The organism is Bradyrhizobium liaoningense, from assembly GCF_018130955.1.
GTDB classification, from domain to species: Bacteria; Pseudomonadota; Alphaproteobacteria; order Rhizobiales; family Xanthobacteraceae; genus Bradyrhizobium; species Bradyrhizobium liaoningense_C.
The window spans coordinates 21,214-45,839 of the sequence record NZ_JAFCJM010000016.1 but is presented as its reverse complement, the minus strand read 5'-3'; the positions used below and the strand labels follow the sequence as shown (position 1 = coordinate 45,839).

Annotated in this window: 18 protein-coding genes; 13 read left to right on the top strand and 5 right to left on the bottom strand. The window is 65.8% G+C overall.

Translation table 11 applies throughout. The features are described 5' to 3' along the window. Nucleotides 1-12: 12 nt before the first annotated feature. On the bottom strand, nt 13-1,317 hold the full coding sequence (locus tag JQ632_RS15900; protein WP_212403521.1) for an N-acetylmuramoyl-L-alanine amidase: 1,305 nt from the start codon (nt 1,315-1,317) through the stop codon (nt 13-15). A 706-nt stretch (nt 1,318-2,023) separates the two neighbouring features. On the opposite strand from JQ632_RS15900, the gene JQ632_RS15895 reads away from it, so the two are divergent. Next, on the top strand, nt 2,024-5,110 hold the full coding sequence (locus JQ632_RS15895) for a ribonuclease E/G (protein WP_212403520.1): 3,087 nt from the start codon (nt 2,024-2,026) through the stop codon (nt 5,108-5,110). A 67-nt stretch (nt 5,111-5,177) separates the two neighbouring features. After that, nucleotides 5,178-6,410, top strand: a complete 1,233-nt coding sequence (locus JQ632_RS15890; protein WP_212403519.1) for an FAD-binding oxidoreductase — start codon at nt 5,178-5,180, stop codon at nt 6,408-6,410. Here the strand turns inward: JQ632_RS15890 and JQ632_RS15885 are convergent. Beyond that, nucleotides 6,407-8,401, bottom strand: a complete 1,995-nt coding sequence (locus JQ632_RS15885) for a tetratricopeptide repeat protein (RefSeq protein ID WP_212403518.1) — start codon at nt 8,399-8,401, stop codon at nt 6,407-6,409. The genes JQ632_RS15890 and JQ632_RS15885 overlap by 4 nt on opposite strands. Before the next feature lie 226 nt (nt 8,402-8,627). Between JQ632_RS15885 and JQ632_RS15880 the strand changes: the two genes are divergently transcribed. Next, nucleotides 8,628-10,667, top strand: a complete 2,040-nt coding sequence (locus tag JQ632_RS15880) for a methyl-accepting chemotaxis protein (protein WP_212403517.1) — start codon at nt 8,628-8,630, stop codon at nt 10,665-10,667. A gap of 78 nt (nt 10,668-10,745) precedes the next feature. Here JQ632_RS15880 and JQ632_RS15875 read toward each other — a convergent pair whose 3' ends face one another. Beyond that, nucleotides 10,746-12,083 carry a dicarboxylate/amino acid:cation symporter gene (locus tag JQ632_RS15875; RefSeq protein ID WP_212403516.1) on the bottom strand — a complete coding sequence of 446 codons (1,338 nt, stop codon included), beginning with the start codon at nt 12,081-12,083 and terminating at the stop codon, nt 10,746-10,748. A gap of 116 nt (nt 12,084-12,199) precedes the next feature. Further along, entirely contained in the window at nt 12,200-13,387 is a 1,188-nt protein-coding gene (locus JQ632_RS15870) for a pyridoxal phosphate-dependent aminotransferase (protein ID WP_212403515.1), read from the bottom strand. 162 nt (nt 13,388-13,549) lie between these two features. Between JQ632_RS15870 and JQ632_RS15865 the strand changes: the two genes are divergently transcribed. The 10 genes from JQ632_RS15865 to aat all read left to right on the top strand — a co-directional run bounded on the left by JQ632_RS15865 (nt 13,550) and on the right by aat (nt 23,335). Continuing rightward, entirely contained in the window at nt 13,550-14,950 is a 1,401-nt protein-coding gene (locus JQ632_RS15865) for a M48 family metalloprotease (RefSeq protein WP_212403514.1), read from the top strand. Between the two features lie 71 nt (nt 14,951-15,021). After that, nucleotides 15,022-15,789, top strand: coding sequence for a DsbA family protein (locus tag JQ632_RS15860; RefSeq protein ID WP_212403513.1), 768 nt, complete (start codon nt 15,022-15,024; stop codon nt 15,787-15,789). Between the two features lie 221 nt (nt 15,790-16,010). Then, on the top strand, nt 16,011-16,817 hold the full coding sequence (locus JQ632_RS15855; RefSeq protein ID WP_212403512.1) for a DUF1236 domain-containing protein: 807 nt from the start codon (nt 16,011-16,013) through the stop codon (nt 16,815-16,817). Between the two features lie 231 nt (nt 16,818-17,048). Further along, on the top strand, nt 17,049-17,516 hold the full coding sequence (gene aroQ, locus JQ632_RS15850) for a type II 3-dehydroquinate dehydratase (RefSeq protein WP_212403511.1): 468 nt from the start codon (nt 17,049-17,051) through the stop codon (nt 17,514-17,516). A gap of 35 nt (nt 17,517-17,551) precedes the next feature. Then, nucleotides 17,552-18,043, top strand: a complete 492-nt coding sequence (accB, locus tag JQ632_RS15845; RefSeq protein WP_212403510.1) for an acetyl-CoA carboxylase biotin carboxyl carrier protein — start codon at nt 17,552-17,554, stop codon at nt 18,041-18,043. Nucleotides 18,044-18,099: 56 nt separating this feature from the next. Next, nucleotides 18,100-19,449 (top strand): acetyl-CoA carboxylase biotin carboxylase subunit, encoded by a 1,350-nt coding sequence (accC, locus tag JQ632_RS15840; RefSeq protein ID WP_212403509.1) that lies wholly within the window; start codon nt 18,100-18,102, stop codon nt 19,447-19,449. Nucleotides 19,450-19,530: 81 nt separating this feature from the next. Continuing rightward, nucleotides 19,531-21,081 carry a CHASE3 domain-containing protein gene (locus JQ632_RS15835; protein ID WP_312015615.1) on the top strand — a complete coding sequence of 517 codons (1,551 nt, stop codon included), beginning with the start codon at nt 19,531-19,533 and terminating at the stop codon, nt 21,079-21,081. After that, nucleotides 21,078-21,518 (top strand): response regulator, encoded by a 441-nt coding sequence (locus JQ632_RS15830; protein WP_212403508.1) that lies wholly within the window; start codon nt 21,078-21,080, stop codon nt 21,516-21,518. The genes JQ632_RS15835 and JQ632_RS15830 overlap by 4 nt, the downstream gene beginning before the upstream one ends. Next, nucleotides 21,515-22,606: a sensor histidine kinase gene (locus tag JQ632_RS15825; protein WP_212403507.1), complete on the top strand. Its 1,092-nt coding sequence runs from the start codon at nt 21,515-21,517 to the stop codon at nt 22,604-22,606. The genes JQ632_RS15830 and JQ632_RS15825 overlap by 4 nt, the downstream gene beginning before the upstream one ends. Before the next feature lie 48 nt (nt 22,607-22,654). Next, complete coding sequence (aat, locus tag JQ632_RS15820; RefSeq protein WP_212403506.1) at nt 22,655-23,335, top strand: leucyl/phenylalanyl-tRNA--protein transferase; 681 nt, start codon at nt 22,655-22,657, stop codon at nt 23,333-23,335. A 138-nt stretch (nt 23,336-23,473) separates the two neighbouring features. On the opposite strand, the gene JQ632_RS15815 is transcribed toward aat, so the two are convergent. Further along, a complete protein-coding gene (locus tag JQ632_RS15815; protein WP_212403505.1) occupies nt 23,474-24,487 on the bottom strand; it encodes a DUF2155 domain-containing protein in 1,014 nt (337 codons plus the stop codon). Between the last annotated feature and the right edge of the window lie 139 nt (nt 24,488-24,626).

The following is a 24,626-nucleotide window of genomic DNA, read 5'->3' as shown; positions in this document are numbered from 1 at the left end:
CAGGCTCCGTTTTCAATTGCCCGGACCGGCCGTGGCCAGCCGCTTGGCCAGAAACGCGTCGATCGCCTGCGCCATCGACGCCACCGTCTTGGAGCGCCAGCTCTCCGAGACCAGATGCTCCAGATCGCTCTTGTTCGAGACGTAGCCGAGTTCCACCAGGACGGACGGCACGTCGGGCGCCTTCAGCACCCGGAATCCGGCCGACTTAAGCGGATGCTTGTGCATCCGCACGGTGGACTTCATCTCCCCCATCAGGAGGCGGGCAAAGCGATTTGAAAAGGTGCGGGTTTCCCGCTGCGCCAGGTCGATCAGGATGTCGGCGACCTCGACCGGCTCGTCGGTGAGGTTGACCCCGCCGATGGCGTCCGCCCGGTTCTCAGCGTCCGCCAACCGCTCGGCCTCGGCGTCGGACGCCTTGTCCGATAGCGTGTAGATCGTGGCGCCCTGGGCATCGCCTTCCGAGCGCCGCAGGGCGTCGGCGTGGATCGAGACGAACAGCGCGGCATTGAGGCCGCGAGCAACCTTCACCCGGTCGTTCAGCGGGATGAACGTATCGTCGTCCCGGGTCATGACGACCTTGTACTTGCCGTTCTTCTCCAGCCGGTCGCGTAGTGCGAGGCCAAAGGCGAGCACCAGGTTCTTCTCGCTCTCGCCGCTGGACTGGGTGCCGTTGTCCAGACCGCCATGGCCGGGGTCGATGACAACCACGGGCCGCGAGTCGACCGGCGCAGCGGGCTTCTGTTGTTGGGTGGGCTCGGGTTTTGCCGCCACCGTGGCGGGCGCAGCCTCCGCTGTGCCCGGCCGCAAGGCCGCGCGGCTCTCAGGTGCCAGCGACTGGCTGAAGGCGGCGCGATCCACCTCCTCGAGCTCCAGCACCAGCCGCGCCGGCTGGCCGTTGGCCGCTTCGAGCACATAGGAGTTGGCGATCTTGGAGGGCCCGGTCAGGTCCACCACGATTCGCGAGCCGCCGGGCATCACCAAGCCGTAGCGGAACGCCTTGACCAGTCCCCGCCCGCTCGCACCCGCACCTGCGGGAAGCTGGAAGTTGATTTGGGGAATGTCGACCACCACCCGGTAAGGATCGCCCAACGTGAAGGCACGGAAGGTGATGGTCTGGTCGAGATCGAGGATGAAGCGGGTCTGCTTGGCATCGCCGGCCAGGCGCGCCCCCGTCGCGACCGGGAAATTCGACGCCGCGACAGCAGCTTGCGGCGCACCTTCGGCAGCTCTGAGCGAACTCGAATCGGCGCACGGCAATGCCGCGGCGCACAGCAGCGCACACCCCAGCAAAAGACGTTGATTTGCGCGGCTCGCCACCGATTCCGTGCCTCCGAGCAGCCCTTTTATCGCAATAGAACCACAGGGTTAATCGGCTCTTAACGTTCCCCTACCAAATATCGGCGACTGTGACCGCCGAGCGACGCTCCCTTGCACGAAGGTCGCATTCCACGTATGTACGAGGTGCTGACGGCCAATATTTCCGGTTGTGTCGCAATCAGCCTCCCGGTGCAGCGCCGGAGCTCTCAAGGTTTGGGAATTCCAGCGTTTTCCGTCCTCCTTCAAGGCCAGCGCGGCGCGCGGCAGCGAGGTTTGGACGGGTTCCAGCTCCGGCGGCGACGGTCCCAGGTTACCACTTAAGGTCCAGGGACGGGTCTGACAGGCGGCGCGGCCCCTAACCCCAGTCCCGAGCATGGGGCCGGTTGTTCCTCCTCAGGCGAGCGCTTTGGCGCCACACCTGGCCAGCAGCGACAGATCAAGGGGCGGCACCCTCGCCGCCCAAGTTTTCATACGGGCCGACGCTTGATGCGCCAGACTGTGCCGACGAAATCTGAAGGACAATTCGCGACGCCGCGGAGCGACATCTCCACGCGTCCCATTGCGCCTTCGGCTTCCCGTTCGGAGCGGCGCGAGCGAGGGCGTTTTGGCCTTCCCCTCACCCCCGAATCAGGTGGACCGTCGCGTCACCCGGCGGCGCGATACGCGCCCACGGTGAACCGCGCCCGCCGCCGCCGAGAGCTAAGACATGCCCAACAAGATGTTGATCGATGCCACCCACCCGGAAGAGACCCGGGTTGTCGTGGTCCGCGGCAATCGCGTCGAAGAGTTTGATTTCGAGACCGCGCAACGCAAGCAACTGCGCGGAAATATCTACCTCGCCAAGGTCACACGGGTCGAACCGTCCCTTCAGGCCGCCTTCGTTGAATATGGCGGCAACCGCCACGGCTTCCTTGCCTTCAGCGAAATCCATCCCGACTACTACCAGATCCCGGTCGCGGACCGGCAGGCGCTGATCGAGGCCGACGAACAGGCCCATCGTGAGGCCGAAGAGGAGCACGAGAGTCGTTCCCATAACCGTCGCCGTTCGCGTCACCGTAATGCGCGCCGCCGCGGCCATGGCGATCGCGTCCGCAGCGACATCGTCGAAGGCCTCGAGGCCGGCGCCGATCCCGCCGCACAGCCGACCGAAGGCGAATTGCCGGCGGAAGCCGCCGTGCAGGACGGTGCGCCTCCGCATGCCGACGCCGAGCATCACGAATTCGCGGCCCATGATCACGACGACCACGGCCACGATCATCACGACCATGACCATGACCACGATCATGACCACGATCATGACGACCATGATCATCACGGCCAGCACGAGGATCGCGAGCCCACCGACGCGCCGCAGGCGGCCGAGGCCGTTGCGGTTGCAGAAACCGAACCCGCGCCTCAGAGCACGGAGGAAGCCCCGAGCGCGGTAGCCGCCGCGGAGCCGCAAGAGGCGACCTCGGAAGCGTCCGCGCACGAGGCACACGCCGAAGCGCTGGCCGAAGCCGTCACCGCGGCCGTCGAGCCGGCAGATGCCGTCTACGCAGCCGACCATGACGGCGCCCCCCCGCAACTGGAATCGACCGAAGCGGAAGCTGACGGCGAGGACGATGACGACGGCGAAGAGGCCGAGGAAGAGGTTGTCGAATCCGTCGGCGGTGACGATGTGCTCGAAGAAGTGCCGGAGCGCACCTTCCGCCCGCGCCGCCAGTACAAGATCCAGGAAGTCATCAAGCGCCGCCAGGTGATGCTGGTCCAGGTCGTTAAGGAAGAGCGCGGCAACAAGGGCGCGGCGCTGACGACCTATCTGTCGCTCGCCGGCCGCTATGCCGTCCTGATGCCCAACACCGCGCGCGGCGGCGGCATCAGCCGCAAGATCACCTCTGCCCAGGATCGTTCGCGCCTGAAGGAAGTGGTGCAGGATCTCGACGTGCCCGAGGGCATGGGCATCATCCTGCGCACGGCGGGCGCCTCCCGCACCAAGCCCGAGATCAAGCGCGACTTCGAATACCTGATCCGGATGTGGGAGACGGTGCGCGACCTGACGCTCAAGTCGCAGGCCCCGACCCTCGTCTATGAGGAAGGCTCACTGATCAAGCGCTCGCTGCGCGACCTCTACAACAAGGAGATCGACGAGATCCAGGTGGCGGGCGAAGCCGGCTACCGCGAAGCGCGCGACTTCATGAAGATGCTGATGCCCGCCAATGTCAGCGCTGTCAGGCAGTATCGCGATGGCCAGCCGCTGTTCTCGCGGATGGGCGTCGAAAGCCAGCTCGATGCGATGTTCTCGCCGACCGTGCAGTTGCGCTCCGGCGGCTATGTCGTGATCAACCAGACCGAGGCACTGGTCTCGATCGACGTCAACTCCGGCCGCTCGACACGCGAGCACCATATCGAGGATACCGCGCTCAAGACCAATCTGGAGGCGGCCGAAGAGGTCGCCCGCCAGCTCCGCCTGCGCGACCTCGCCGGCCTGATCGTCATCGACTTCATCGACATGGACGAGAAGCGCAACAACCGCGCGGTGGAGCGAAAACTCTCCGACTGCCTGCGGCAGGACCGCGCGCGCATCCAGGTCGGCCGTATCTCGCACTTTGGCTTGCTGGAAATGTCGCGCCAGCGCATCCGCGCCAGCGTGCTGGAATCGTCGACCGATCCATGCCCGCATTGCGGTGGCACCGGCCATGTCCGCTCGGTCTCCTCGGTCGCGCTGCAGCTCCTGCGCGGGCTTGAAGAAATCCTGATGAAGGGCGCGACCCACAACCTCGTGGTCCGCACCCGCACCGACGTCGCGCTCTATGTGCTGAACCACAAGCGCGGCCATCTGCGCGACCTCGAAAACAGCTTCAAGGTCACGCTGTCGATCATCGCCGATCCCAGCGTCAGCGGACCGCAGGCCTATCTCATCGATCGCGGCGAGCAGGTCCACACGCTTGAGGCCGCCAAGGCGCTGCTGGCGGCCCAGGCTGCGGCGAGCCCGCCGCCATTGCCTGAAGAGGCCTATGACGACGAGGATCTGTTCGACATCGAGACCGAATCCGAGGTCGAGACCGACGAGACCGAAGGTCTCGCCGACGAGCAGGCCGCAGGCGACGCAGCCCCCGAGCAGGACGGCCAGCGCCGCAAGCGCCGCCGCCGCCGCCGCGGCCGCGGTGGCCAGCGCGATGGCGAGTTGCGCGAGGACACCGCGCCCACCCTGCCCGAACCTGCCTTGGCGGCGGCTGAAGCCGACGAGGATGGCGACACCGAGCAGGATGGCGAGGAGTCCGAGGAGGCCAATCTGGGGCGCGGCGAGCAGCAGGGTGGCGGCGAGCGCCGTCGCCGGCGTGGACGCCGTGGCGGACGCCGCCGGCGCGGCGGACCGGATGAAGGGCTTGCCGGATCGATCTCAGACGAGTTGAGCGCCAATGCACCGTCCGAGGCGACCGAAGCGGTTGCTGATTTCGACGGTTTTGCGCCGCAGGCTTCGCCTTCGATTGCGCAAACCGAGACGATCGCCGAGGTGACCGTTCAACCGCCACCCGTTGAGCCGGAGCCGGCCCCGTCCGAACCGGTCGCAGAGGCTGCAACGGAAGAAGCTTCGTCCGAGAATGACAAGGCCGCCCGCCGCCGTTCCACGGTGCGCGAGAAGGTCAGCTTCATGACCAGCAGCCAGGCCGAGCCCGGCGCGCCCGTCACGCAGGCACCGACGCAGGTCGAGCCGCCTGTCACGCCCGCCCCGGCCACCGAGACTGCCGAACCGCCGGCGCAGCCGCGTCGCGCCGGCTGGTGGTCGCGCCGTTTCGGCGGCGGCGAATAGGCTAGCCACGCAATACCAAACCGCCCGGCTCGCGCCGGGCGGTTTTTGATTTGGAAGGTCGTCGGCAATGAAGAGCGTCATCGTCCTCGGCGGCGGCATGGTGGGGGTCTCGGCGGCGCTGCACCTCCAACGCAGCGGCTGGTCGGTCACGCTGGTCGACCGCAGGGAGCCCGGACAGGAAACCAGCTACGGCAATGCCGGCATCGTCCAGAGCGAAGCCGTCCGCCCCTATCCGATGCCGCGCGATCTCGGCACGCTGTTACGCATCGCGATGGGCCGCACCAATGATGTGCGCTATCGCCTGGCCGCGCTCTCCCAGCATATCGAGCCCCTGCTGCGTTACTGGTGGCACTCCGCGCCGCGGCGTCATCGCGAGGCCACCGCCGCCTGGGCGCGGCTGATCGCCTACGCCACGCCCGAGCACGACGTCCTGATCCGCGAGGCTTATGCCGACAACCTCGTCCGCCGCGCCGGCTATCGCCTGCTCCATCGCGATCCCGCGGCGTTCGAGCTTGCGATCAAGGCCGCGGAGGAGAACCAGCGCGAGTACGGCGTGCAGTTCCGCGTGCTCGATGGAAACGAGCTCGCCAAGGCCGAGCCGCTGCTGCGCGACGACCTGCCCGGTGCCATCCACTGGCTCGAGCCCTGGACCGTGTCGGATCCCGGCGGCCTGGTTGCGGCCTATGCGCGCCTGTTCCAGCGGCTCGGCGGCAGGCTGTTGCACGGCGACGCGCAGACGCTCGGCGAAACGTCGTCAGGCTGGTCGGTCGACACCGACGAAGGGCGCATCGACGCCGAAGCCGCCGTGGTTTCGCTCGGCCCCTGGTCGCCCGATCTTTTGCAAAGGTTCGGCTACCGCGTGCCGCTGGTGCGCAAGCGCGGCTACCACATGCACTATCACGGCGGCACCTCGCTCGACCTGCCGCTGGTCGACACCGCGCTCGGCTATGCCATGGCACCGATGGCCAAGGGCATCCGCATCACCACAGGCGCGGAGCTGACGAGCCCGGACGCGCCGGCGACCCCGATCCAGCTCGGCCATGCCGAAGCCGCCGCGCGAACATTGCTCGATCTCGGAACGCGCGTCGAGCCCGAGCCATGGTTCGGCACGCGGCCCTGCACGCCGGACATGCTGCCGGTGCTGGGACCGGCGCCGCGTCATCGCGGTCTCTGGCTCGACTTCGGTCACGGCCACCAGGGCTTTACGCTCGGGCCCGCGACCGGCCGCCTGCTCGCAGAGATGATGAATGGCGGGGCCACCTCCATCGATCCCACGCCGTATCGGGTGGATCGGTTCTAACCGCGCTTGATGAGCTGTCGCTCCTCCCCGAGCCGCGCGAGCTCGGCGGAGACGCGCGTCAGCACGCCGTCCCAGGCTTGCGGCTTCTCCTGGCGATACAGCCGCATGGTCGGATACCAGGGGCTGTCCTCGCGATCGCGCAGCCAGCGCCAGTCCAGTGCGTAAGGCAGCAGCATCCACACCGGGCGGCCGAGCGCACCGGCCAGATGCGCAACCGACGTATCCACGGCGATGACGAGATCGAGTGCTGCGACCGCCGCCGCCGTGTCGGCAAAATCACCGAGCGCGGGCGCAAGATCGACGATGTCGGCACCCAGCGCGGATAGCACCGGAACGTCACTGGGCCGCGGCTCCTTTTGCAGGCTGTAGAGCTGCACGCCAGGTGTGACCAGACGCGGCAGCACGGCTTCCGCCGGCAGCGAACGTTGATGGTCGCCCTTGTGCCTGGGATTGCCGGCCCAGACCACACCGACCTTGAGCGCAGTCACACCATCAAGCGCAGAGCGCCAGCGCGCCAGCTTCGCCGGATCCGGTTGCAGATACGGCACCTCGGCCGGAATCGTGTCGAGCGTGGTGCCGAACACAAGCGGCAGGCTCATCAGCGGCAGTTGCAGGTCGAACGGCGGCAGCGGCTCGCCGCGCGCGATCACCGTGGCGTCGGTCATCGTTCGCAACAACGCAGCGAGCGCCGGCTGCACCTGCAGGATGATCTTGCCGCCCATCGTACCCACCATCGGCAGATAGCGGACGAATTGCAGGGCATCGCCAAGCCCGAATTCGGCGAACAGCAGCAGCGTGCGTCCCGCGAGCGGCTCGCCCAGCCATTCCGGCTCGGAAAACACCGGATCGCCTTCGCAGTGCGTCTTGCATTTGCGCCGCCACCGATAGGCCTCGAAGCCGGCTGCGAAATCACCATTCAGCAGCAGGAAATGCGCGTGGTTATATTGCGCTAGCGGCTGTGCCGGATCGAGCGCGACGGAGCGATGCGAGACCGCGAGCGCCTCGTCGATTTCGCCGGCATTGCGCAGCGCGACCGCGAGATTGGCATGGCCCTTGGCGTAGGCGGGATCGGCGGCGACCGCACGCCGATGCGCGGCCACGGCGGCCTCGACCCGGTTCTGCTTCTCGAAGATGATGCCGAGATTGGTGTGAGCCGGCGCGTGATCGGACCTGAGCGCCAGCGCGCGCTCGCAAGCCGCAATCGCCTCGTCGAACGCGCCGAGCTCGCAGAGGCAGGCGCCGAGATTGCTTGCGATGACGTAGTCGACATCGTCGCGCGCGATCGTCCGCCGGTAGACCTCGACCGCCTCCCGCAGATGGCCGGCCTCATGCAGGACGAGGCCGAGCAGGCGCAGCGCTGGCGCATGGTCCGGCGCAAGTTCGGTTGCGCGCCGATAGTGGAGAAGCGCGTCCTCGAGCAGGCCCCGGCGATAAAGCGCGGCGCCGAGGTTGCGGAGCAGGCCCACATCGTCGGGATCAGCCTCCAGCGCGCGACGATAGGCGGCGATTGCCTCCTCAATCTGCCCCATGTCGACCAGCACATTGCCGAGATTGAGCCAGACGCCGCGACGCTGAGGATCGAGCTCGATGGCACGGCGATAAGCCGCCTCGGCCTCGGCAAGGCGCGACAGTTCGCAGAGGGCGATGCCGAGCTTGTTGTACAGGCTGGCATCGTGCGGCCGCCGGAGCAGCGCGCGCCCAAACGCCGCCACCGCGCCGTCATGCTCGCCCTTGACCGCAAGCGCATCGCCCAGCGTGACCAGCGCCGGCGCGTGATCCGGATCGAGGCCGAACACGCGGCCGAGCAGCGTCACCCCGTCCGCGACCCGATCGGAGACGAAAGCGATAATTGCGGACAGGTGCAGCGCCGGCAAATGGTCCGGATGCTTCTCCAGGAGCCCGGCGCAGAGCGCACCGGCCTGCTCCACCCGCCCTGCTTCGTAGTGCCCAACCGCCTGCAACAGAATTCGATCGACCGCCGCCGTGCTCACGATGCCGTCCGTCCCATCACCCGAGAAGCCAGATGCAGGTCAAACGGACGACAGCGCCGATTCCGGCGGGCGATCTACATGTCGCGACCCGCTACGCTTCGAGAGGTCCCCAAACGCTCCTTAACATCGTGTTATGGACCACCGTCGTCGCGGTCATTGACACCAGATTTCGGATGCCAAACGCTTGCGCTCGCGGGCGGAAATGCGAATCGAACGGGGGCAGTCCATGGCGGATGGCGGCGCGAGGGCCGGTCGAGGAACCTTCCTCGGACATGCATCATTTCAGACCAAGATCGTCCTTGGCTTCGTCTCTGTTCTCACACTCTCCATTGTCGTGACGGCAGTCGCCGCGCTCGGCTACGGCAAGGTCTCGACCGGATTTACGGCTTATCGGTCGAGCGTTGCCGAAGGCATATCCGCCCAGGCGATCGATCGGGATGCCGCCGCCTACCAGTTTGGCACGCGCTACTTTGTCGCCACCGGCGACGAAGCAGACGCAGCAAAGGCACTGAAGGCCGAGTCCGTCTTGCGGACTACAATTCAGGAATCGCTGCGCCAGACCGAGGATCCCCAGCGCCAGCAGGTTCTCAACGGGCTGTCCGACAACTTCGAAACCGCAACCAAGCTGTTCGCGCGCATCGTTGACGCCAAGCGCGACAGTTACAAGTCCGCCACAGCCGCCATCGCCCGCGACGCAACCGGGCTGAAGCAGAAGATCGAGGAGCTCGGCGAGGCGGCAATGCTCGCGGACGTGGCCAGCATCCAGGCCGGGGCCAAGGAAGCGACCACGCAATTCGCGTCGCTCGCGACGGCGATCAACGCCATGCTGGTGCGCTACGACGAGACCAGCGCAGGCGCCGCGACCGAACGGCTCAAGGCGCTGGAGAAGACCATCGGCGACATCCGCTCTCCGAGCGCCATGATGTCGCGCAGGATCACGGCACTGAACGATCAGCTTGCGACCTATCGCAAGGCGTTCGACGAGATGGTCTCGGTATCCGCCAATATCGACGCGCTGCTCAAGGACATGGACCGCTTGACGGGTCGCATCGTGGCCGACGCCGGGCAGGTCCGAAGCCGCTCGATCTCCGAGGAGAGCGCGATCCAGCGCGAGACCGAGGCCTTGATCTCGACGACGCGGACCTTCGTTGTTGGCCTTGCCGCGGCGACAACCGTGATCGGCGGCCTGCTCGCCTTCGTCCTGGGTCGCGGGATTTCCCGCCCGATGACCCGGCTGTGCAAGGCCATGCGCGAGCTGGCCGAAGGCAATTTTGACGTCGTTCTGCCGGGACTCGGCCGCCGCGACGAGATCGGCCAGATGGCCGCTGCGGTCGAGGACTTCAAGAGCCGTGCCGTCACCAAGGCGGAGCGTGACGCAACCGAGCGCGACGCGATGAGCAGGTCGAGCCGCGACGAGCGCCGTCGCGAACTCCACCGGTTTGCCGAAGAATTCGAGGCCGCGGTCGGAGCCATCGTGACCGACGTCTCGACTTCGGCCAGGCAACTCGGCTCTGCCGCAAATACATTGACGAGCACGGTCGGGTTGACGAAGGATTTGACCGGGCGCGTCGCGCAGGTCTCTCGCGACGCATCGTCGAACGTCCAGGCCGTCGCTTCGGCGACAGAACAGCTCTCCGCGTCGGTCACGGAGATCGGACTCCGTGCCGAGGAATCCAGACAGATCGCGGCACGCGCAGTCATCCAGGCGACCGAGACCAACGAGCGGATTGCAAGGCTGACGCGTGCAACGCAACAGATCGGCGACGTCGTCAAGCTGATTACCGCGATCGCCGAGCAGACAAATTTGCTGGCGTTGAACGCAACCATCGAGGCCGCGCGCGCCGGCGACGCGGGTCGCGGCTTCGCCATCGTCGCGTCCGAGGTGAAATCGCTGGCCGCGCAAACAGCGCATGCGACCGACGACATTTCATCACAGATCTCCGAACTTCAGCAGACGACCGATGAATCGGTCGGGGCCATCAAGACCATCGGCGGCACCATCGACGAAATCTCGGGCATCTGCTCGGCGATCGCCAACGCGGTTCAGCAACAGGGCCTTGCCACACAGGAGATCGCGCAGAACGTGCAGCGCGTCGCAAACGGCATGCGGGACGTCACAACCGACATCGATGCGGTCAACCAGGGAACGCGACAGACCAGCGTGGCCTCCGGCGATATCCTGGCTTCGGCCCAGACGCTTTCAGCCGGAAGCACCAAGCTGCGCCATGAGCTCGATCGATTCCTGGCGAATGTCCGCAAAGGTTGACCGGCAGGGCGAACGCTCAGGTCCGATTCGGGAAGAAGCGGACCTGAGCATCCCAGGCATTGCCATCAACCGAGACGACTAATCCGTTGTGATCGCCGTCTCCATGTCGGTCGGATCGATCTGCTTGGCGAGGTTGGCGTTGAGCTTGTCGCGGTCGAGCTCGCCCTCCCACCAGGCAACGATCACGCAGGCGACGCCGTTGCCGCAGAGATTGGTCAGCGCGCGGCATTCGCTCATGAACTTGTCGATGCCGAGCACGATCGCCATGCCCGGCACGAGGCGCGGATCGACCACCGCCAGCGTCGCAGCCAGCGTGATGAAGCCCGCGCCAGTGATGCCGGAAGCGCCCTTCGAGGTCAGCATCGCCACGACCAGGATCGTGAGTTGCTGGCTGAAGGAGAGATCGAAGCCGAGCGCCTGCGCAATGAACAGCGTCGCCAGCGTCATGTAGATGTTGGTGCCGTCGAGGTTGAACGAGTAACCCGTGGGCACCACGAGGCCGACTACCGACTTCGAGCAGCCGAGCCGTTCGAGCTTCTCCATCAAGGACGGCAACGCGCTTTCCGAGGACGAGGTGCCGAGCACGATCAAGAGCTCGTCCTTGATGTAGGCGAGGAACTTGAAGATCGAGAACCCCGCCGTCCGCGCGATGATACCGAGCACGACGAACACGAACAGCGCCGCCGTCAGGTAGAACGTCGCGATCAGCCCGATCAGATTGAGGATCGCGCCGGTGCCGAATTTGCCGATGGTATAGGCCATCGCACCGAAGGCGCCGATCGGGGCTGCGCGCATCACGATGGAGATGACGCCGAACACGGCGTGGGCGGCGTCGTCGATGAACGAGCGGATGGTGTGGCCGCGCTCGCCGAGGCTCATGATCGCGAAGCCGAACAGCACCGAGAACAAGAGCACCTGGAGGATTTCGCCCTGCGCGAACGCCCCCACCACGGTGTCGGGAATGATGTGCAGCACGAAGTCGACCGACCTCTGCGCCTCCGCCTGCTTGGCGAAGCCGGCAACGGCCTGCGCGTTCGCCGCCGCATTGCCAAAACCGGCGCCCGGCCTCACGAGGTTGCCGACCACGAGGCCTATGACGAGGGCGAAGGTGGAGACGACCTCGAAATAAACCAGCGCCTTGACGCCGATGCGTCCGACCTTCTTGGCATCCTGGATATGCGCAATACCGGATACCACGGTGCAGAAGATGATCGGCGCGATCACCATCTTGATCAGCTTGATGAAGCCGTCGCCCATCGCCTTGATCCACTCGTTGGTGGCAAGGGTCGGCCACAGCCAGCCGACGATGGCACCGAGGACGATGGCGATCAGAACCTGAACGTAGAGAACCTTGTACCAGGGCTTTGCCGCAGTCTCTCGCACTGCAGGCGCTCCGGTTGCGATCGCTTCAGCCATGAAGTTGTTCCTCCCCGTGAACGGCGTTTGTCCCTTGTGCTCACCCAAATTCCATTAGGCGGACAGAGTCAATGCCGCCTGCCGCTTGAAGTGGGCCTGCAGTTAAATTGACAGCGCTAACGCAGCCAGCGGGCGATGCGCTCGACCGCCTCGCGCATCTCCTCGGCCGAGCGGGCGTAGGAGAAGCGGATGAACGAGCGGCCGTGAACCGGGTCGAAATCGATGCCCGGGGTCGCCGCAACATGGGCCTTCTCCAGCATCTCCTGGGCAAAGGCAAAACTGTCGGAGGTGAAGTCGGAGACGTCGGCATAGAGGTAAAATGCGCCGTCCGCGGGCAGGAACCGAGTCAGCCCCGCCTTCGGCAAGCCCTCGATCAGGATGCGGCGGTTCTCCTGGTAGCCGTGCTTGATCTCCTCCATCTCTGCCGCGCCGTCGAAAGCCGCTTCGGCCGCGATCTGCGACAGCGCCGGCACCGAGATCGACAGGTTCTGCTGCAACCGCTCGATCGGCCGGACCAGGATCTCCGGCACGACCATCCAGCCGACGCGCCAGCCCGTCATGCAAAAATATTTCGAGAAGGAGTTGATGACGAGCGCCTGCTCGGACAACGCGGCTGCCGTAACGGCCTGGAACGCATAGTCGAGCCCGTGATAGATCTCGTCCGAGATGAAGCGGATCCGCGCGCCTTCCGCCGCTGCGATCAGGCTCGACAGCGCCTGTTTCGACATCATCGTTCCCGTGGGATTGGCCGGGCTGCCGACCAGCACGCCCTTCAGCGGCGCCTTGCGATGGGCGGCCAGCAAGGCCTCGCCGGTCAGCGCATGACGCGTCTCGTTCGTGGTCTCGATCAGCACCGGCTCGCAGCCGAGCGCGGTGAGGATGTGGCGGTACGGCGGATAGCCGGGCACCGTGACCGCGACCCGGTCGCCGGGCTCGAACATCGACAGGAATGCGAGGATGAATCCGCCGGAGGACCCCGTGGTGACGACCACCCTGTCGGGGCTGACCGTGCAGCCATAGGCATCGCGGTAATGGCGGGCGATGCGCTCGCGCAAGCTGGGGATGCCGAGCGCGGAGGTGTAGTCGATCCGCCCGGTGTCGAGGGCCGCGTGCGCGGCCGCAATCGCCGTCCTGGGAGCGGATGCTGCGGGCTGGCCCACCTCCATGGGGATGACATGGCCGCCGGCCGCCTCGATTCGCGCCGCGGCCGCCATCACGTCCATCACCATGAACGGGGGAACATCGCTGCGACGGGACGGCTCCAGCCATTGTCCCAGCCGGTTTCTCAAGGTCGCCTCAACCATGGATATCTGCTATTTCGCTCTCCGCCGGCCCCTTCCGGGACCGGGAACCGGGGCCGATGCGCCCCAGACTGGCCGCATTGTGCGGTTCATTAGGGCATATCCCGTATCCGGTCCGCCGCCAATCGCCAAGCCAAACACGAAACTGCATTTCAAGACCGATCGATGTTGCTCCAGTTCGTTTCACGCAAGAAGGCCTCCGCCCTGACCGCCCTGGTGACGGCGGTGGGCCTCGCCCTGTCGCCGCTGCCTGCGGCGCAGGCGCAGCAGGCCAAGGGACTGCCCGTCCTGCGCGACACCGAGACCGAGCAATTGCTGCGCGAATATACCCGCCCGATCCTGCGTGCGGCGGGTATGGAGAAGCAGAACATCCAGATGGTGATCCTCAACGACAGCTCGTTCAACGCGTTTGTCGCCGATGGCCGCCGCATCTTCGTCAATTACGGCGCGATCATGCAGTCGGAGACCCCGAACCAGTTGATCGGCGTGCTCGCGCACGAGACCGGACATCTGGCCGGCGGCCATCTCGCCAAGCTGCGCGAGCAGCTCGCTGCCGCGCAGACCCAGATGATCATCGCCATGCTGCTCGGCGCCGGCGCGATGGTTGCGGGCGCCCGCAGCGGCAACCCGAACAACGGCCTTGCCAATGCCGGTGCTGCGGCCGTCGCCGGCCCCCAGGAGATGATCCGCCGCTCGCTCTTGTCCTACCAGCGCCAGCAGGAAGAGAATGCCGACCGCGCCGGCGTGAAGTTCCTGACCGCGACCGGCCAGTCGCCGCGCGGCATGTACGAGACCTTCAAGCGCTTCACCGGCGAGAGCCTGTTTGCCGCCCGCGGCGCCGACCCCTATCTGCAGTCGCATCCGATGCCCGCCGAGCGCGTCGAGGCGCTGGCGCAATTCGCCCGCTCGAGCCCCTATTGGGACAAGAAGGACGACCCGGCGCTGCAATTGCGCCACGACATGGCGCGCGCCAAGATCTCGGCCTTCATGGAGCGGCCGGAAACCGTCTACCGCCGCTATCCCCAGTCCAATGACAGCGTGCCGGCGCGCTATGCCCGCGCCATCAGCACCTATCTGCACGGCGATTTGCGCAGCGCGCTGACGCAGATCGACGCGCTGATCCAGGTCCAGCCGAACAACCCGTACATCTACGAGGTGCGCGGTCAGGCGCTGCTGGAAAGCGGCAAGCCGGCCGAAGCCATCCCGTCACTGCAAAAGGCGGTTCACCTGTCGGGCAACGCGCCGCTCATCGAGATGTTACTTGGGCAGGCGCTGGTCGGAACCGATAATAAGGCCTACACGGACGAGGCCATCCGGATTCTCCGTGCCGCGGTGGCGCGCGAGCCGGAGGCGCCGATCGGTTACACGCAGCTCGCGATGGCCTATGGCCGCAAGGGCGACTATGCGGAGGCCGACTTGGCTTCGGCACAAGCCGCGTACCTGCGCGGCGATAACAAGACCGCGCGCGAGCTTGCCACCCGCGCAAAGACCCGCTTCGCGGTGGGGACACCCGGATGGGTCAAGGCTGACGACATCGTGACGGCGAAGCCGCCGCGCGGTAACTAGACTTAAACCGAGCATCACTAGTCCCAGAGGGGACGCTTTTCCGAAACCGGTTTCGACAAGAGGATTTGCCAATGCCTTCGCTGCGCCTGCTCGTTCCCGCGCTGTTTGCGCTCGCAATGTTCGGCGCCGCGGGCCCCGCCTCGGCCCAGAGCTTCTCCGACACCCAGCGCTCGGACATCGAGGCCATTGTCAGGAACTATCTCGTCACCCATCCCGAGGTGCTCGAGGAAGCAATGGCCGAGCTCACCAAGCGCCAGGCCGCGGCCGAAGCCGCCAAGCACGAGGCGAGCATTGCCATGAACGCGGACGCGATCTTCAACTCGTCGCGCCAGGTGACGCTCGGCAACAAGGACGGCGACGTCACCTTCGTCGAGTTCTTCGATTACAATTGCGGCTACTGCAAGCGCGCGATGACCGACATGATCGAGATCATGAAGGGCGACTCCAAGCTCAAGGTCGTGCTGAAGGAGTTTCCGGTGCTAAGCCAGGGCTCGGTGGAAGCAGCCCAAGTGGCGGTTGCCGTGCGCATGCAGGATCCCACCGGCAAGAAATATCTCGACTTCCACCAGAAGCTCCTGGGCGGCCGTGGCCAGGCCGACAAGGCGCACGCGATGGCTGCCGCCAAGGAAGCGGGCCTCGACACCGCCAGGATCGAGAAGGATCTCTCGAGCGCCGAAGTGCGCGCCACCATCGAAGAGAATTTCAAGCTCGCCGAAGCGATGGGCATGAACGGCACGCCGAGCTACGTCATCGGCAAGCAGATCATCGTCGGCGCCGTCGGCGTCGAAGCGCTCAAGGAAAAGATCGGCATCGCACGCTGCGGCAAGGCGACCTGCTGATCCCACTCACGATCGCAAGCGTTTTCGAGAGGCCGGCCGGAGCGCCGGCCTCTTTGTTTTTCGCGCCGTCTCCTGCGCGCAGGTGTCGCGAACGCGGCGCTTCCATTCATCCGGCGTTCAACAAACAAACGCCGCGGAACAAGAGAAGTTCAGGAACAACCGATATCTCCTTTCGTTGTCGGCGCGGGCAATGACGCACAAAACACGTGAGGAGAGTTTCAATGTCTAATCGCTTCATGATCTCGGTTGCCGCGCTCGCGCTCGTCGCCGGAACCGGCCTGGCGAACGCACAGGGCACGATGAACCGCGACGCCGGTTCGCCCAGCGCGCAGCCGATGCAACAGCACTCGCAGCCTTCGGGTGGCGCGGCTGAGCACGGCGGCGCCATGAACAAGGAAACGAACAAGGATAAGGATGCGACCAAGGACAAGGGCACCGTCGGACAGGCTGGTGGCGCCATGAAGTCCGAGGACAAGTCCGGCGCCATGAAGGACGACCGCTCCGGCACGATGCACAAGAACCAGTCGGCTGACGACAAGGCCGGCGCCACCAAGGGCCAACGCACCGAAGGTCAGCAGGACAAGTCGAAGAGCATGAGCTCGGAGACCCAGACCAAGTCCGGCACCAAGGACATGAAGGCCGAGGACAGCAAGAGCGGCGCAGCGAGCAAGAGCAGCGCCGAGACCCGCCCCGGCACCAGCACGGATATGAAGGCCCAGGGCCAGACCGGTACTTCGTCCTCGACCACCGTCGGCCAGGCCGGCGCGAGCGCCAAGCTCTCGACCGAGCAGCGCACGCAGATCACCTCGGTCATCCGCGAGGAGAAGGTGGCGCCGGTGACCAACGTGAACTTCAACATTTCGGTCGGTACCCGCGTGCCGCGCGAGGGCATCACGCTTCACGCCCTGCCGTCCCGGGTCGTGACGATCTATCCGGAATGGCGGGCCTACAAGTACATCCTGGTCCGCGAGGAAATCGTGATCATCGATCCGGCGACCTTCGAGATCGTGGCCGTCCTGAACGTCTAAGGCACGGCGGACGAGACGCTTCGGGGGCGGGCAGCAATGCCCGCCCCTTTGCATATGGCCGACAGCCATGCTTTGGACTGGTTAACAAGCAATTTCCGTAGCTTCCGCACAGGTTTTTGCAAGCCGGATGAGCTGTTTGAAGCCCCTTCCGAGGTCCTTCAAGGCTTCCCCTGACGCCCTTTGTTACCTATAACCCCGCCACCTGCGCCAAGCACCTTCTGCGGGATGGAAATGGCTGAACCAGCAACCGATACGATTCTCGTTCTCAACGGCCCGAACCTCAACATGTTGGGGACGCGCGAACCGGAGAAATACGGCCATGCGACGCTGGCCGACGTCGAGGCGCTGTGCCGCGAGGCGGCAGCGCTCTTCGGCCTCAAGGCCGACTGCCGCCAGTCCAACCGCGAGGGCGAGCTGATCGATTTCATCCACGAGGCGCATGCCAGGAAGATGCGCGGCATCATCATCAACGCCGGCGGCTATTCGCACACCTCGATCGCGCTTCATGATGCGCTGCTGGCAGTCCAGATCCCGACCGTGGAAGTGCACGTCACCAACATCCACGCCCGCGAGAGTTTTCGCCACCACTCCTACACCGCCCGCGCCGCCTTCGCGTCGCTGTGCGGCTTCGGCATCGAGGGTTACCGCCTCGCGATACAGGGTCTTGCCGCCAAAATCGGCGTCAAGGCCAAAGCCTGACGCACCCTTTCAACACACGGTTCGGAACAGAGATCATGGCGCGCCAGCCAGACGACAAATCAGACGCAAAATTCTCCAGCGACGACTCCGCCCTCATCCGCGAGCTCGCACTGCTGCTCGATGAGACGAGCCTCACCGAGATCGAGATCGAGCGCGCAGGCCTGCGCCTGCGCGTCGCCCGCAACATCAGCGTCGCCGCGACGATGCCCATGCCGGTCCCCACCATCAGCGCGGCCCCGATCGCCGGCGTCACCGTGGCTGCGACACCAGCGCCCGCCGACATGTCAAAACATCCGGGCGCGGTGACCTCGCCGATGGTCGGCACCGCCTATTGGGCGCCCGAGCCCGGTGCAAAGCCGTTCATCGACGTTGGCTCCAAGGTCTCGGTCGGCCAGACGCTGCTGATCATCGAAGCCATGAAGACGATGAACCAGATCCCCTCGCCCCGCGCCGGCACCGTGACGCAGATCCTGATCGAGGATGGTCAGCCGGTCGAATTCGGCGAAGCCCTGGTGATCATTGAATAGCTGGGAGTGGCGACGCCTCGCCACATCCTGCGCGCCACTCGTCCCCTAAGGACACCATGTTCGACAAGATCCTCATAGCCAATCGTGGCGAGATCGCCCTTCGCATCCTGCGGGCCTGCAAGGAGCTCGGAATCGCGACCGTCGCCGTGCACTCCACCGCCGACGCCGACGCCATGCATGTGCGGCTGTCGGACGAGAGCGTGTGCATCGGCCCACCGCCGTCGAAGGACAGCTATCTCAACGTGCCCGCGCTGCTCGCGGCCTGCGAGATCACCGGCGCCGATGCGGTGCATCCGGGCTATGGTTTTCTGTCGGAGAACGCGCGCTTTGCGGAAATCCTCTCCGAGCACAATCTGCATTTCATCGGCCCCAAGGCCGAACACATCCGCCTGATGGGCGACAAGATCGAGGCGAAGAAGACCGCCAAGCGCCTCGGCATCCCCGTGGTGCCCGGCTCCGACGGCGCGGTCGGCCCCGAGGACGACGCGATGGCGATCGCCCGGGATATCGGTTTCCCGGTGCTGGTGAAGGCGGCTGCCGGCGGCGGCGGTCGCGGCATGAAGGTCGCGCACAGCGAGGCGGACCTGCAGATTGCGCTATCGACGGCAGCCAACGAAGCCAGATCGGCCTTCGGCGATGCCTCCGTCTACTTGGAAAAGTACCTCCAGAAGCCGCGCCACATCGAAATCCAGATCCTCGGCGACGGCCGCGGCGGCGCGATTCATCTGGGCGAACGCGACTGCTCCCTGCAACGCCGTCACCAGAAGGTCTGGGAGGAAGGCCCCTCGCCCGTGCTCACCGCCGCCGCGCGCGCGAAGATCGGCGAGACCTGCGCCAAGGCGATGCGCGAGATGAAATATCTCGGCGTCGGCACCATCGAATTCCTCTACGAGGACGGCGAGTTCTACTTCATCGAGATGAACACCCGCATCCAGGTCGAGCATCCCGTCACCGAGAGCATCACCGACATCGACCTCGTGCTGGAGCAGATCCGCATCGCCGCCGGCGGCGATCTGCCGGCGAAACAGCAGGAGATCGCGATCATCGGCCACGCGATCGAGTGTCGCATCAACGCGGAGAATCCGCAGACCTTCCGCCCCTCGCCCGGCCGCATCCTGCAATATCATCCGCCCGGCGGTCTGGGCGTGCGGATCGATTCCGCCGTCTATCAGGGCTACACGATCCCGCCCTATTACGATTCCCTGGTCGGCAAGCTGATCGTGCACGGCAAGACCCGCGCCGAGTGCCTGATGCGGCTGCGCCGCGCGATCGACGAGATGGTGGTGGACGGCATCGAGACGACGCTGCCCCTGTTCCGGGCCCTGGTGCGCGAAGACGCCATCATCAACGGCGACTATCACATCCACTGGCTGGAACAGTACCTGGCCGGCCAGTCCGGCGGGTGATCGGCAAGAGATCCCCCGTGACATGGAACCGGACGTCTCCAGAGGCGTTATTCGCCGGCATTTGCGCTCGGGGGAGTGGAAATTCTTAAAGTCCGGACCGAATTGGCCGCAACGCCCGACCTGAGGCGGCGGCGTGCATTTTGGCAGATCCTGCTGCTTGCGGCGGGACTCTTGGTGCTGACGGTGATCAGCGCCGGCTCGGTCTACCTCGTCAACAAGGCCCGCGACGACAACGCCGCCGTGATCCACACGATCGAGGTCGAGAACCAGGTTCATGCGCTGCTCCTGGAAATTCGTCGCGCCGAGAGCAGTGCCAGCGGATTTCTCCTCACGCGCGGGCCGGAACTCTGGACCGACCACCAGACCGCGGTGGCGGCGATCCTGCCGCATCTCGAGAGACTCGCCGAACTGACCAAGGACAATCCGGCGCAGACGGAAAACGTCCGTAAGCTCCGACCGGCGGTCGAAGCAAGGCTCGATCAGTTCGCGCGCGAGATGAATTTCATCCAACAGCGTGACTTCGCGAGCGCCACCGCGCTCGTCCGCGAAGCGGCCGCCGGCAACACAACGGGCGCCATCCGGGATGCGGCGGACGCCATGCTCCGCGAGGAGCAGCGGCTGTTCACGCTCCGCTCGGCAAATGCCGACAGCAGCCAGACCCTGGCTGCCTCCCTCACCGGCATCGGCTCCGGTCTGGTCGTGGTGCTCGCCCTGGTCTCGATCTGGCTGGTGCGGCGTTCCGCGCAGCTTCGCGACGAAGCCGAGGCGCGCCTGCGCGACGCCAATGTCGACCTCGAGACCACGGTCGACGAGCGCACCGCCGATCTCCGTGAAGCCAACGACGAAATCCAGCGCTTCGCCTATATCGTCAGCCACGACCTTCGCTCGCCGCTCGTCAACATCATGGGCTTCACCAGCGAGCTCGAGGAATTGCGCAACGATATTTTCGGCCGCATCGCAAGCCTGACCCAGGTCCCGGCCGGCGGACCGCCAATCGCCCCGGGCGATGGCGGCGAGACGCTGGAAGCGCAGGACAAGCAGCTCTCCCAGGACTTTTCCGAGGCGCTCGGCTTCATCAAATCGTCGATCGCCAAGATGGACCGCCTGATCTCGGCGATCCTCAACCTCACCCGCGAAGGACGGCGCGCGTTCGAGCCTGTTCGCATCGACATGCGCGAATTGATGGAGGCCATCGCGGCGACCGTGGCCCATCAGGCCGCGGAGGCGAACGCCGAAATCCGCATCGGCGAATTGCCCGACATCACGAGCGACCGTCTGGCGCTGGAGCAGATCTTCTCCAACCTGATCGACAACGCCGTCAAATATCTGAGGAACGACGAAGCGGGCAAGATCACGGTCCGTGGCCGCACCAAGCTCGGCTACGCGATCTATGAAGTTGCCGACAACGGCCGCGGCATCGACGCCAAGGACCATCAGCGCATTTTCGACTTGTTCCGCCGCGCCGGAACCCAGGACAAGCCGGGCCAGGGCATCGGTCTTGCCCATGTGCGTGCACTGGTACGCCGACTGGGCGGCACTATGTCCGTATCGTCAGAGCTCAATCAAGGCAGTACATTCACCATCACGCTGCCGATCAATTGGAACGCCAGCAAGCGGACTAGAGACCGATGACTCAACCCGTGACCATCATCATGATCGAGGACGACGAGGGACATGCGCGCCTGATCGAGCGCAACATCCGTCGTTCCGGCGTGAACAACGAGATCGTGCCCTTTGCCAACGGCACGGATGCGGTCAAATATCTGTTCGGTGCCGACGGCAGCGGGCTCGTGCAGAAGGGCCACGCGCTCCTGATCCTGCTCGACCTCAACCTGCCCGACATGAGCGGCATCGACATCCTGCGACGGATCAAGGAGAACAAATATCTGAAGGCTTCGCCCGTGGTGGTCCTGACCACCACCGACGACTCCCAGGAGATCAAGCGTTGCTACGAGCTCGGCTGCAACGTCTACATCACCAAACCCGTCAACTACGAGAACTTCGCCAACGCCATCCGGCAGCTCGGCCTGTTCTTCTCCGTGATCCAGGTCCCGGCGGCCGCCACATGAGCCAAACCATGCCGACGCTGCTCTATATCGACGACGACGCGGCGCTTGCGCGCCTGGTCGAGCGTGGCCTGACGCGGCGCGGCTACAGAGTGCTGAATGCATCGAGCGGCGAGGAAGGCCTCGAGCGCATCCGCGAAGGCGGCATCGACGTCGTGGCGCTCGACCAGTACATGCCGGGCCTCGACGGGCTGGAGACGCTCGAGCAGATCATGGCGATCACGGAGGCGCCGCCGGTCGTCTTCGTTACGGCGTCGCAGGACTCCAACATCGCGGTCACCGCGCTGAAGGCGGGCGCGGCCGACTATCTCGTCAAGGACGTGAAGGGCGACTTCATCCCGCTCCTGCATGTCGCGGCCGACGGCGCGCTGCGGCAGGCCGAGCTGCAGAAGGCGCGCGAAGACGCGGAGGCCGAAATCCACGCCTCGCGCGACCGCTATGCCGCGCTCGCCGCCGAGCGCGAGATGTTGCTGCGCGAGGTCAACCACCGCGTCGGCAACTCGCTCCAGATCATCGCCTCGCTCCTGCATCTGCAGGCGAGTTCCGCCGGTCAGGAAGAGGTCAAGGCCGCCCTCACCAACGCGATGGGCCGCGTCGCCGCGGTCGCGCAGGTGCACCGCCGCCTCTACACCTCGCAGGACCTGAAGAGCGTGGTCCTGAACCAGTATCTGGATTCCCTGCTCGAGGATCTCCGCCGCTCCGCCGAAGGTAACCGGATGTCGCGCCTGACGCTGAAGGCCGAGCCGGTCGAGATCGATCCGGACCGTGCGGTTGCCGTCGGCATCATCGTCAATGAGCTGGTGATGAACGCGGTCAAATACGCCTATCCCGACGGCGCCGGCCCCATTCATGTCGAGCTCGTCTCGCAGGAGGACGATCTCCTGCTGTCGATCACCGACGATGGCGTCGGCGATGCCGTCAAGGCCGACCCGCGCTCGACCGGCATGGGCCAGCGTATCGTCGCGGCAATGGCCTCCAAGCTCGATGCCTGTGTCGAGCGCGATCCCGATCATGCGGGGACCCGCATCGTGCTGAAGTTCCGCCGCGTGCCTGCAACGGCGGCTCCGGCGAGCAGCGCCGCCGCGAGCTGATCTCGCGACCCCATCGCAAGCGCGATACGATCCTGCTATTGTTCGGCAATGACCTCGCGCGACTCCGCCTCGTCTGAAATCACCCCCGCCGTCCTGTTGCGCGCCTATGCCTGCGGCATCTTTCCGATGGCGGAGAGCGCCGACGACCCGACGCTGTTCTGGGTCGAGCCGGAGCTGCGCGGTGTGATTCCGCTGGACGGCTTTCGCATCGCCTCGCGGCTGGCGCGGACGGTGCGTTCGGACGCGTTTCGCGTCACCGTCAACACCGCCTTCAAGGCGACGATTGCCGGTTGCGCCGCGCCGCAGGCCGGACGCGAGGACACCTGGATCAACAAGCGCATCCGCGACCTCTATGGCGGGCTGCACGCGCTCGGCCATTGCCACTCGGTCGAGGTCTGGCAGGACGACGATCTCGTCGGCGGACTCTATGGCGTCAGCCTGGGGCGCGCCTTCTTCGGCGAAAGCATGTTTCACCGCGTGCGCGACGCCTCCAAGGTGGCGCTGGTGCATCTCGTGGCGCGCCTGATCGCGGGTGGATTCGAGCTGCTCGACACGCAATATGTCACCGAGCATCTGAAGAGCTTTGGCGCGGTCGAGATCTCGCGGCGGCGCTACACTGCCCTGCTCGACAAGGCGCTCGCCGGCGATCCCGCCGATTTCCTGAGGCTGCCGCCGGAGCAGCCGATTGCGGGCACAAGCGCGCTCGAGATCATCGCCGCGCGGCAATAAGCATGATCCGGAAAAGCGCGCAGCGGTTTTCCCTCGCGACAAACGCGGAACGCGTTTGCGCGGAAATCATGCGCAAACAAAGAGCTAAAGCGCGATGACGATTCAATCATCGCGCCTTAGCCGATCGAAGCGTATCGCTTAGCGGCCAAAACCCGGGAACGGAAACAGGCCCGGCTGCTGCTGGGGCGGCGGAGGCGGCGGTGGCTGTTGCGGCTGTGGCAGCGGCTGCGGCGGACGCTGCTGCTGCACCGTCTGCTTGGGCGGCGCGGACTTCTTCTGCGCCGGAGGCGGTGCGGGCGGCTTGGCGCCTGGATCGGGCGCGGCGGTCGCAATCGTCGTCTGCGGCTCCTTACAGTCGGTCAGCCAGATGTCGTAGATCGGATGCTCGACGCCGTGCAGGCCGGGGCTCGCCGCATACATCCACCCCGAAAAGATCCGCTTCACCTCGCCCTGGAGCGTGATCTCGTCGACCTCGACGAAGGCGTCGGTGTTTGCGGCTTCCGTCGCCGGGCGCGTGTAGCAGGCGTCGGTTTTGACGCGCAGCGCGCCGAACTGCACGGTCTCGCCGATCTCCTCGTCGAAATTGATGATGCGGCCGGTGATCTTGTCGAGGCCGGAGAAGGTCGCCTTCTTGTTCACGATCTTCTGCGCCGGCGGCTCGGTGACGACCTCGTCGCCCGGCTGCAGGCTCGCCGGCGTCTGCGGTACGGCGCCCGGCGCGCCTTTGGGCTGGCGCTGGCCGGGCGGCAGGCCCGGCAGCGTCGGATTTGCGCCAGGCTGCGGCGCGGCTTGCGGATTGGGCGGCGCGACGGCGACCGCGGGCGGCTGGTTCTGGGGCGCAACCGTCGCGCCAGGCGGCGGCGCCAGGGGCTGCGACTGCACCGGACCCGGGAGCGCATTGCCCTGCTGGGCCGGCGGCGGCGCGGGACGCGTCGGCAGCACGCGGCCCTGCCGCGGCAGCTCCGGCACCACCTCTTCGTCGTCGTCGGGCATCGGCTGGGGCAGCTGATTGCCGCGCGGAATTGCACCCGGCGGCCGCGGCGGCGGATCGGAGAAAATCGTGCCGATCTGCGCCTGCGCAGGCGGGGCAAGCGTCATCGCTGTGGCGGCGAGCAGGGCCGCAAGACCGGTCAGGACAAGGTTTCGAGACATCTCGCGCGGCTTCAACAGCGAATCGGGTTTCGGGACATTGTACAGGGGGTTACCGCCGCTCGCAGACCTTCCGGTTAACACGGCGAATACGGCGGGGAAAGGGCGGCAACCCTGCCCCGCCCGCCGGCCGTCTGGCCAG

Coding starts and splice junctions, on each gene's coding strand:
- aroQ (WP_212403511.1), top strand. CDS start 17,049: ATGGCTGAACCAGCAACCGATACGATTCTCGTTCTCAACGGCCCGAAC.
- JQ632_RS15825 (WP_212403507.1), top strand. CDS start 21,515: ATGAGCCAAACCATGCCGACGCTGCTCTATATCGACGACGACGCGGCG.
- JQ632_RS15855 (WP_212403512.1), top strand. CDS start 16,011: ATGTCTAATCGCTTCATGATCTCGGTTGCCGCGCTCGCGCTCGTCGCC.
- JQ632_RS15895 (WP_212403520.1), top strand. CDS start 2,024: ATGCCCAACAAGATGTTGATCGATGCCACCCACCCGGAAGAGACCCGG.
- JQ632_RS15890 (WP_212403519.1), top strand. CDS start 5,178: ATGAAGAGCGTCATCGTCCTCGGCGGCGGCATGGTGGGGGTCTCGGCG.
- JQ632_RS15880 (WP_212403517.1), top strand. CDS start 8,628: ATGGCGGATGGCGGCGCGAGGGCCGGTCGAGGAACCTTCCTCGGACAT.
- aat (WP_212403506.1), top strand. CDS start 22,655: ATGACCTCGCGCGACTCCGCCTCGTCTGAAATCACCCCCGCCGTCCTG.
- JQ632_RS15860 (WP_212403513.1), top strand. CDS start 15,022: ATGCCTTCGCTGCGCCTGCTCGTTCCCGCGCTGTTTGCGCTCGCAATG.
- accB (WP_212403510.1), top strand. CDS start 17,552: ATGGCGCGCCAGCCAGACGACAAATCAGACGCAAAATTCTCCAGCGAC.
- accC (WP_212403509.1), top strand. CDS start 18,100: ATGTTCGACAAGATCCTCATAGCCAATCGTGGCGAGATCGCCCTTCGC.
- JQ632_RS15870 (WP_212403515.1), bottom strand. CDS start 13,387: ATGGTTGAGGCGACCTTGAGAAACCGGCTGGGACAATGGCTGGAGCCG.
- JQ632_RS15815 (WP_212403505.1), bottom strand. CDS start 24,487: ATGTCTCGAAACCTTGTCCTGACCGGTCTTGCGGCCCTGCTCGCCGCC.
- JQ632_RS15865 (WP_212403514.1), top strand. CDS start 13,550: ATGTTGCTCCAGTTCGTTTCACGCAAGAAGGCCTCCGCCCTGACCGCC.
- JQ632_RS15830 (WP_212403508.1), top strand. CDS start 21,078: ATGACTCAACCCGTGACCATCATCATGATCGAGGACGACGAGGGACAT.
- JQ632_RS15875 (WP_212403516.1), bottom strand. CDS start 12,083: ATGGCTGAAGCGATCGCAACCGGAGCGCCTGCAGTGCGAGAGACTGCG.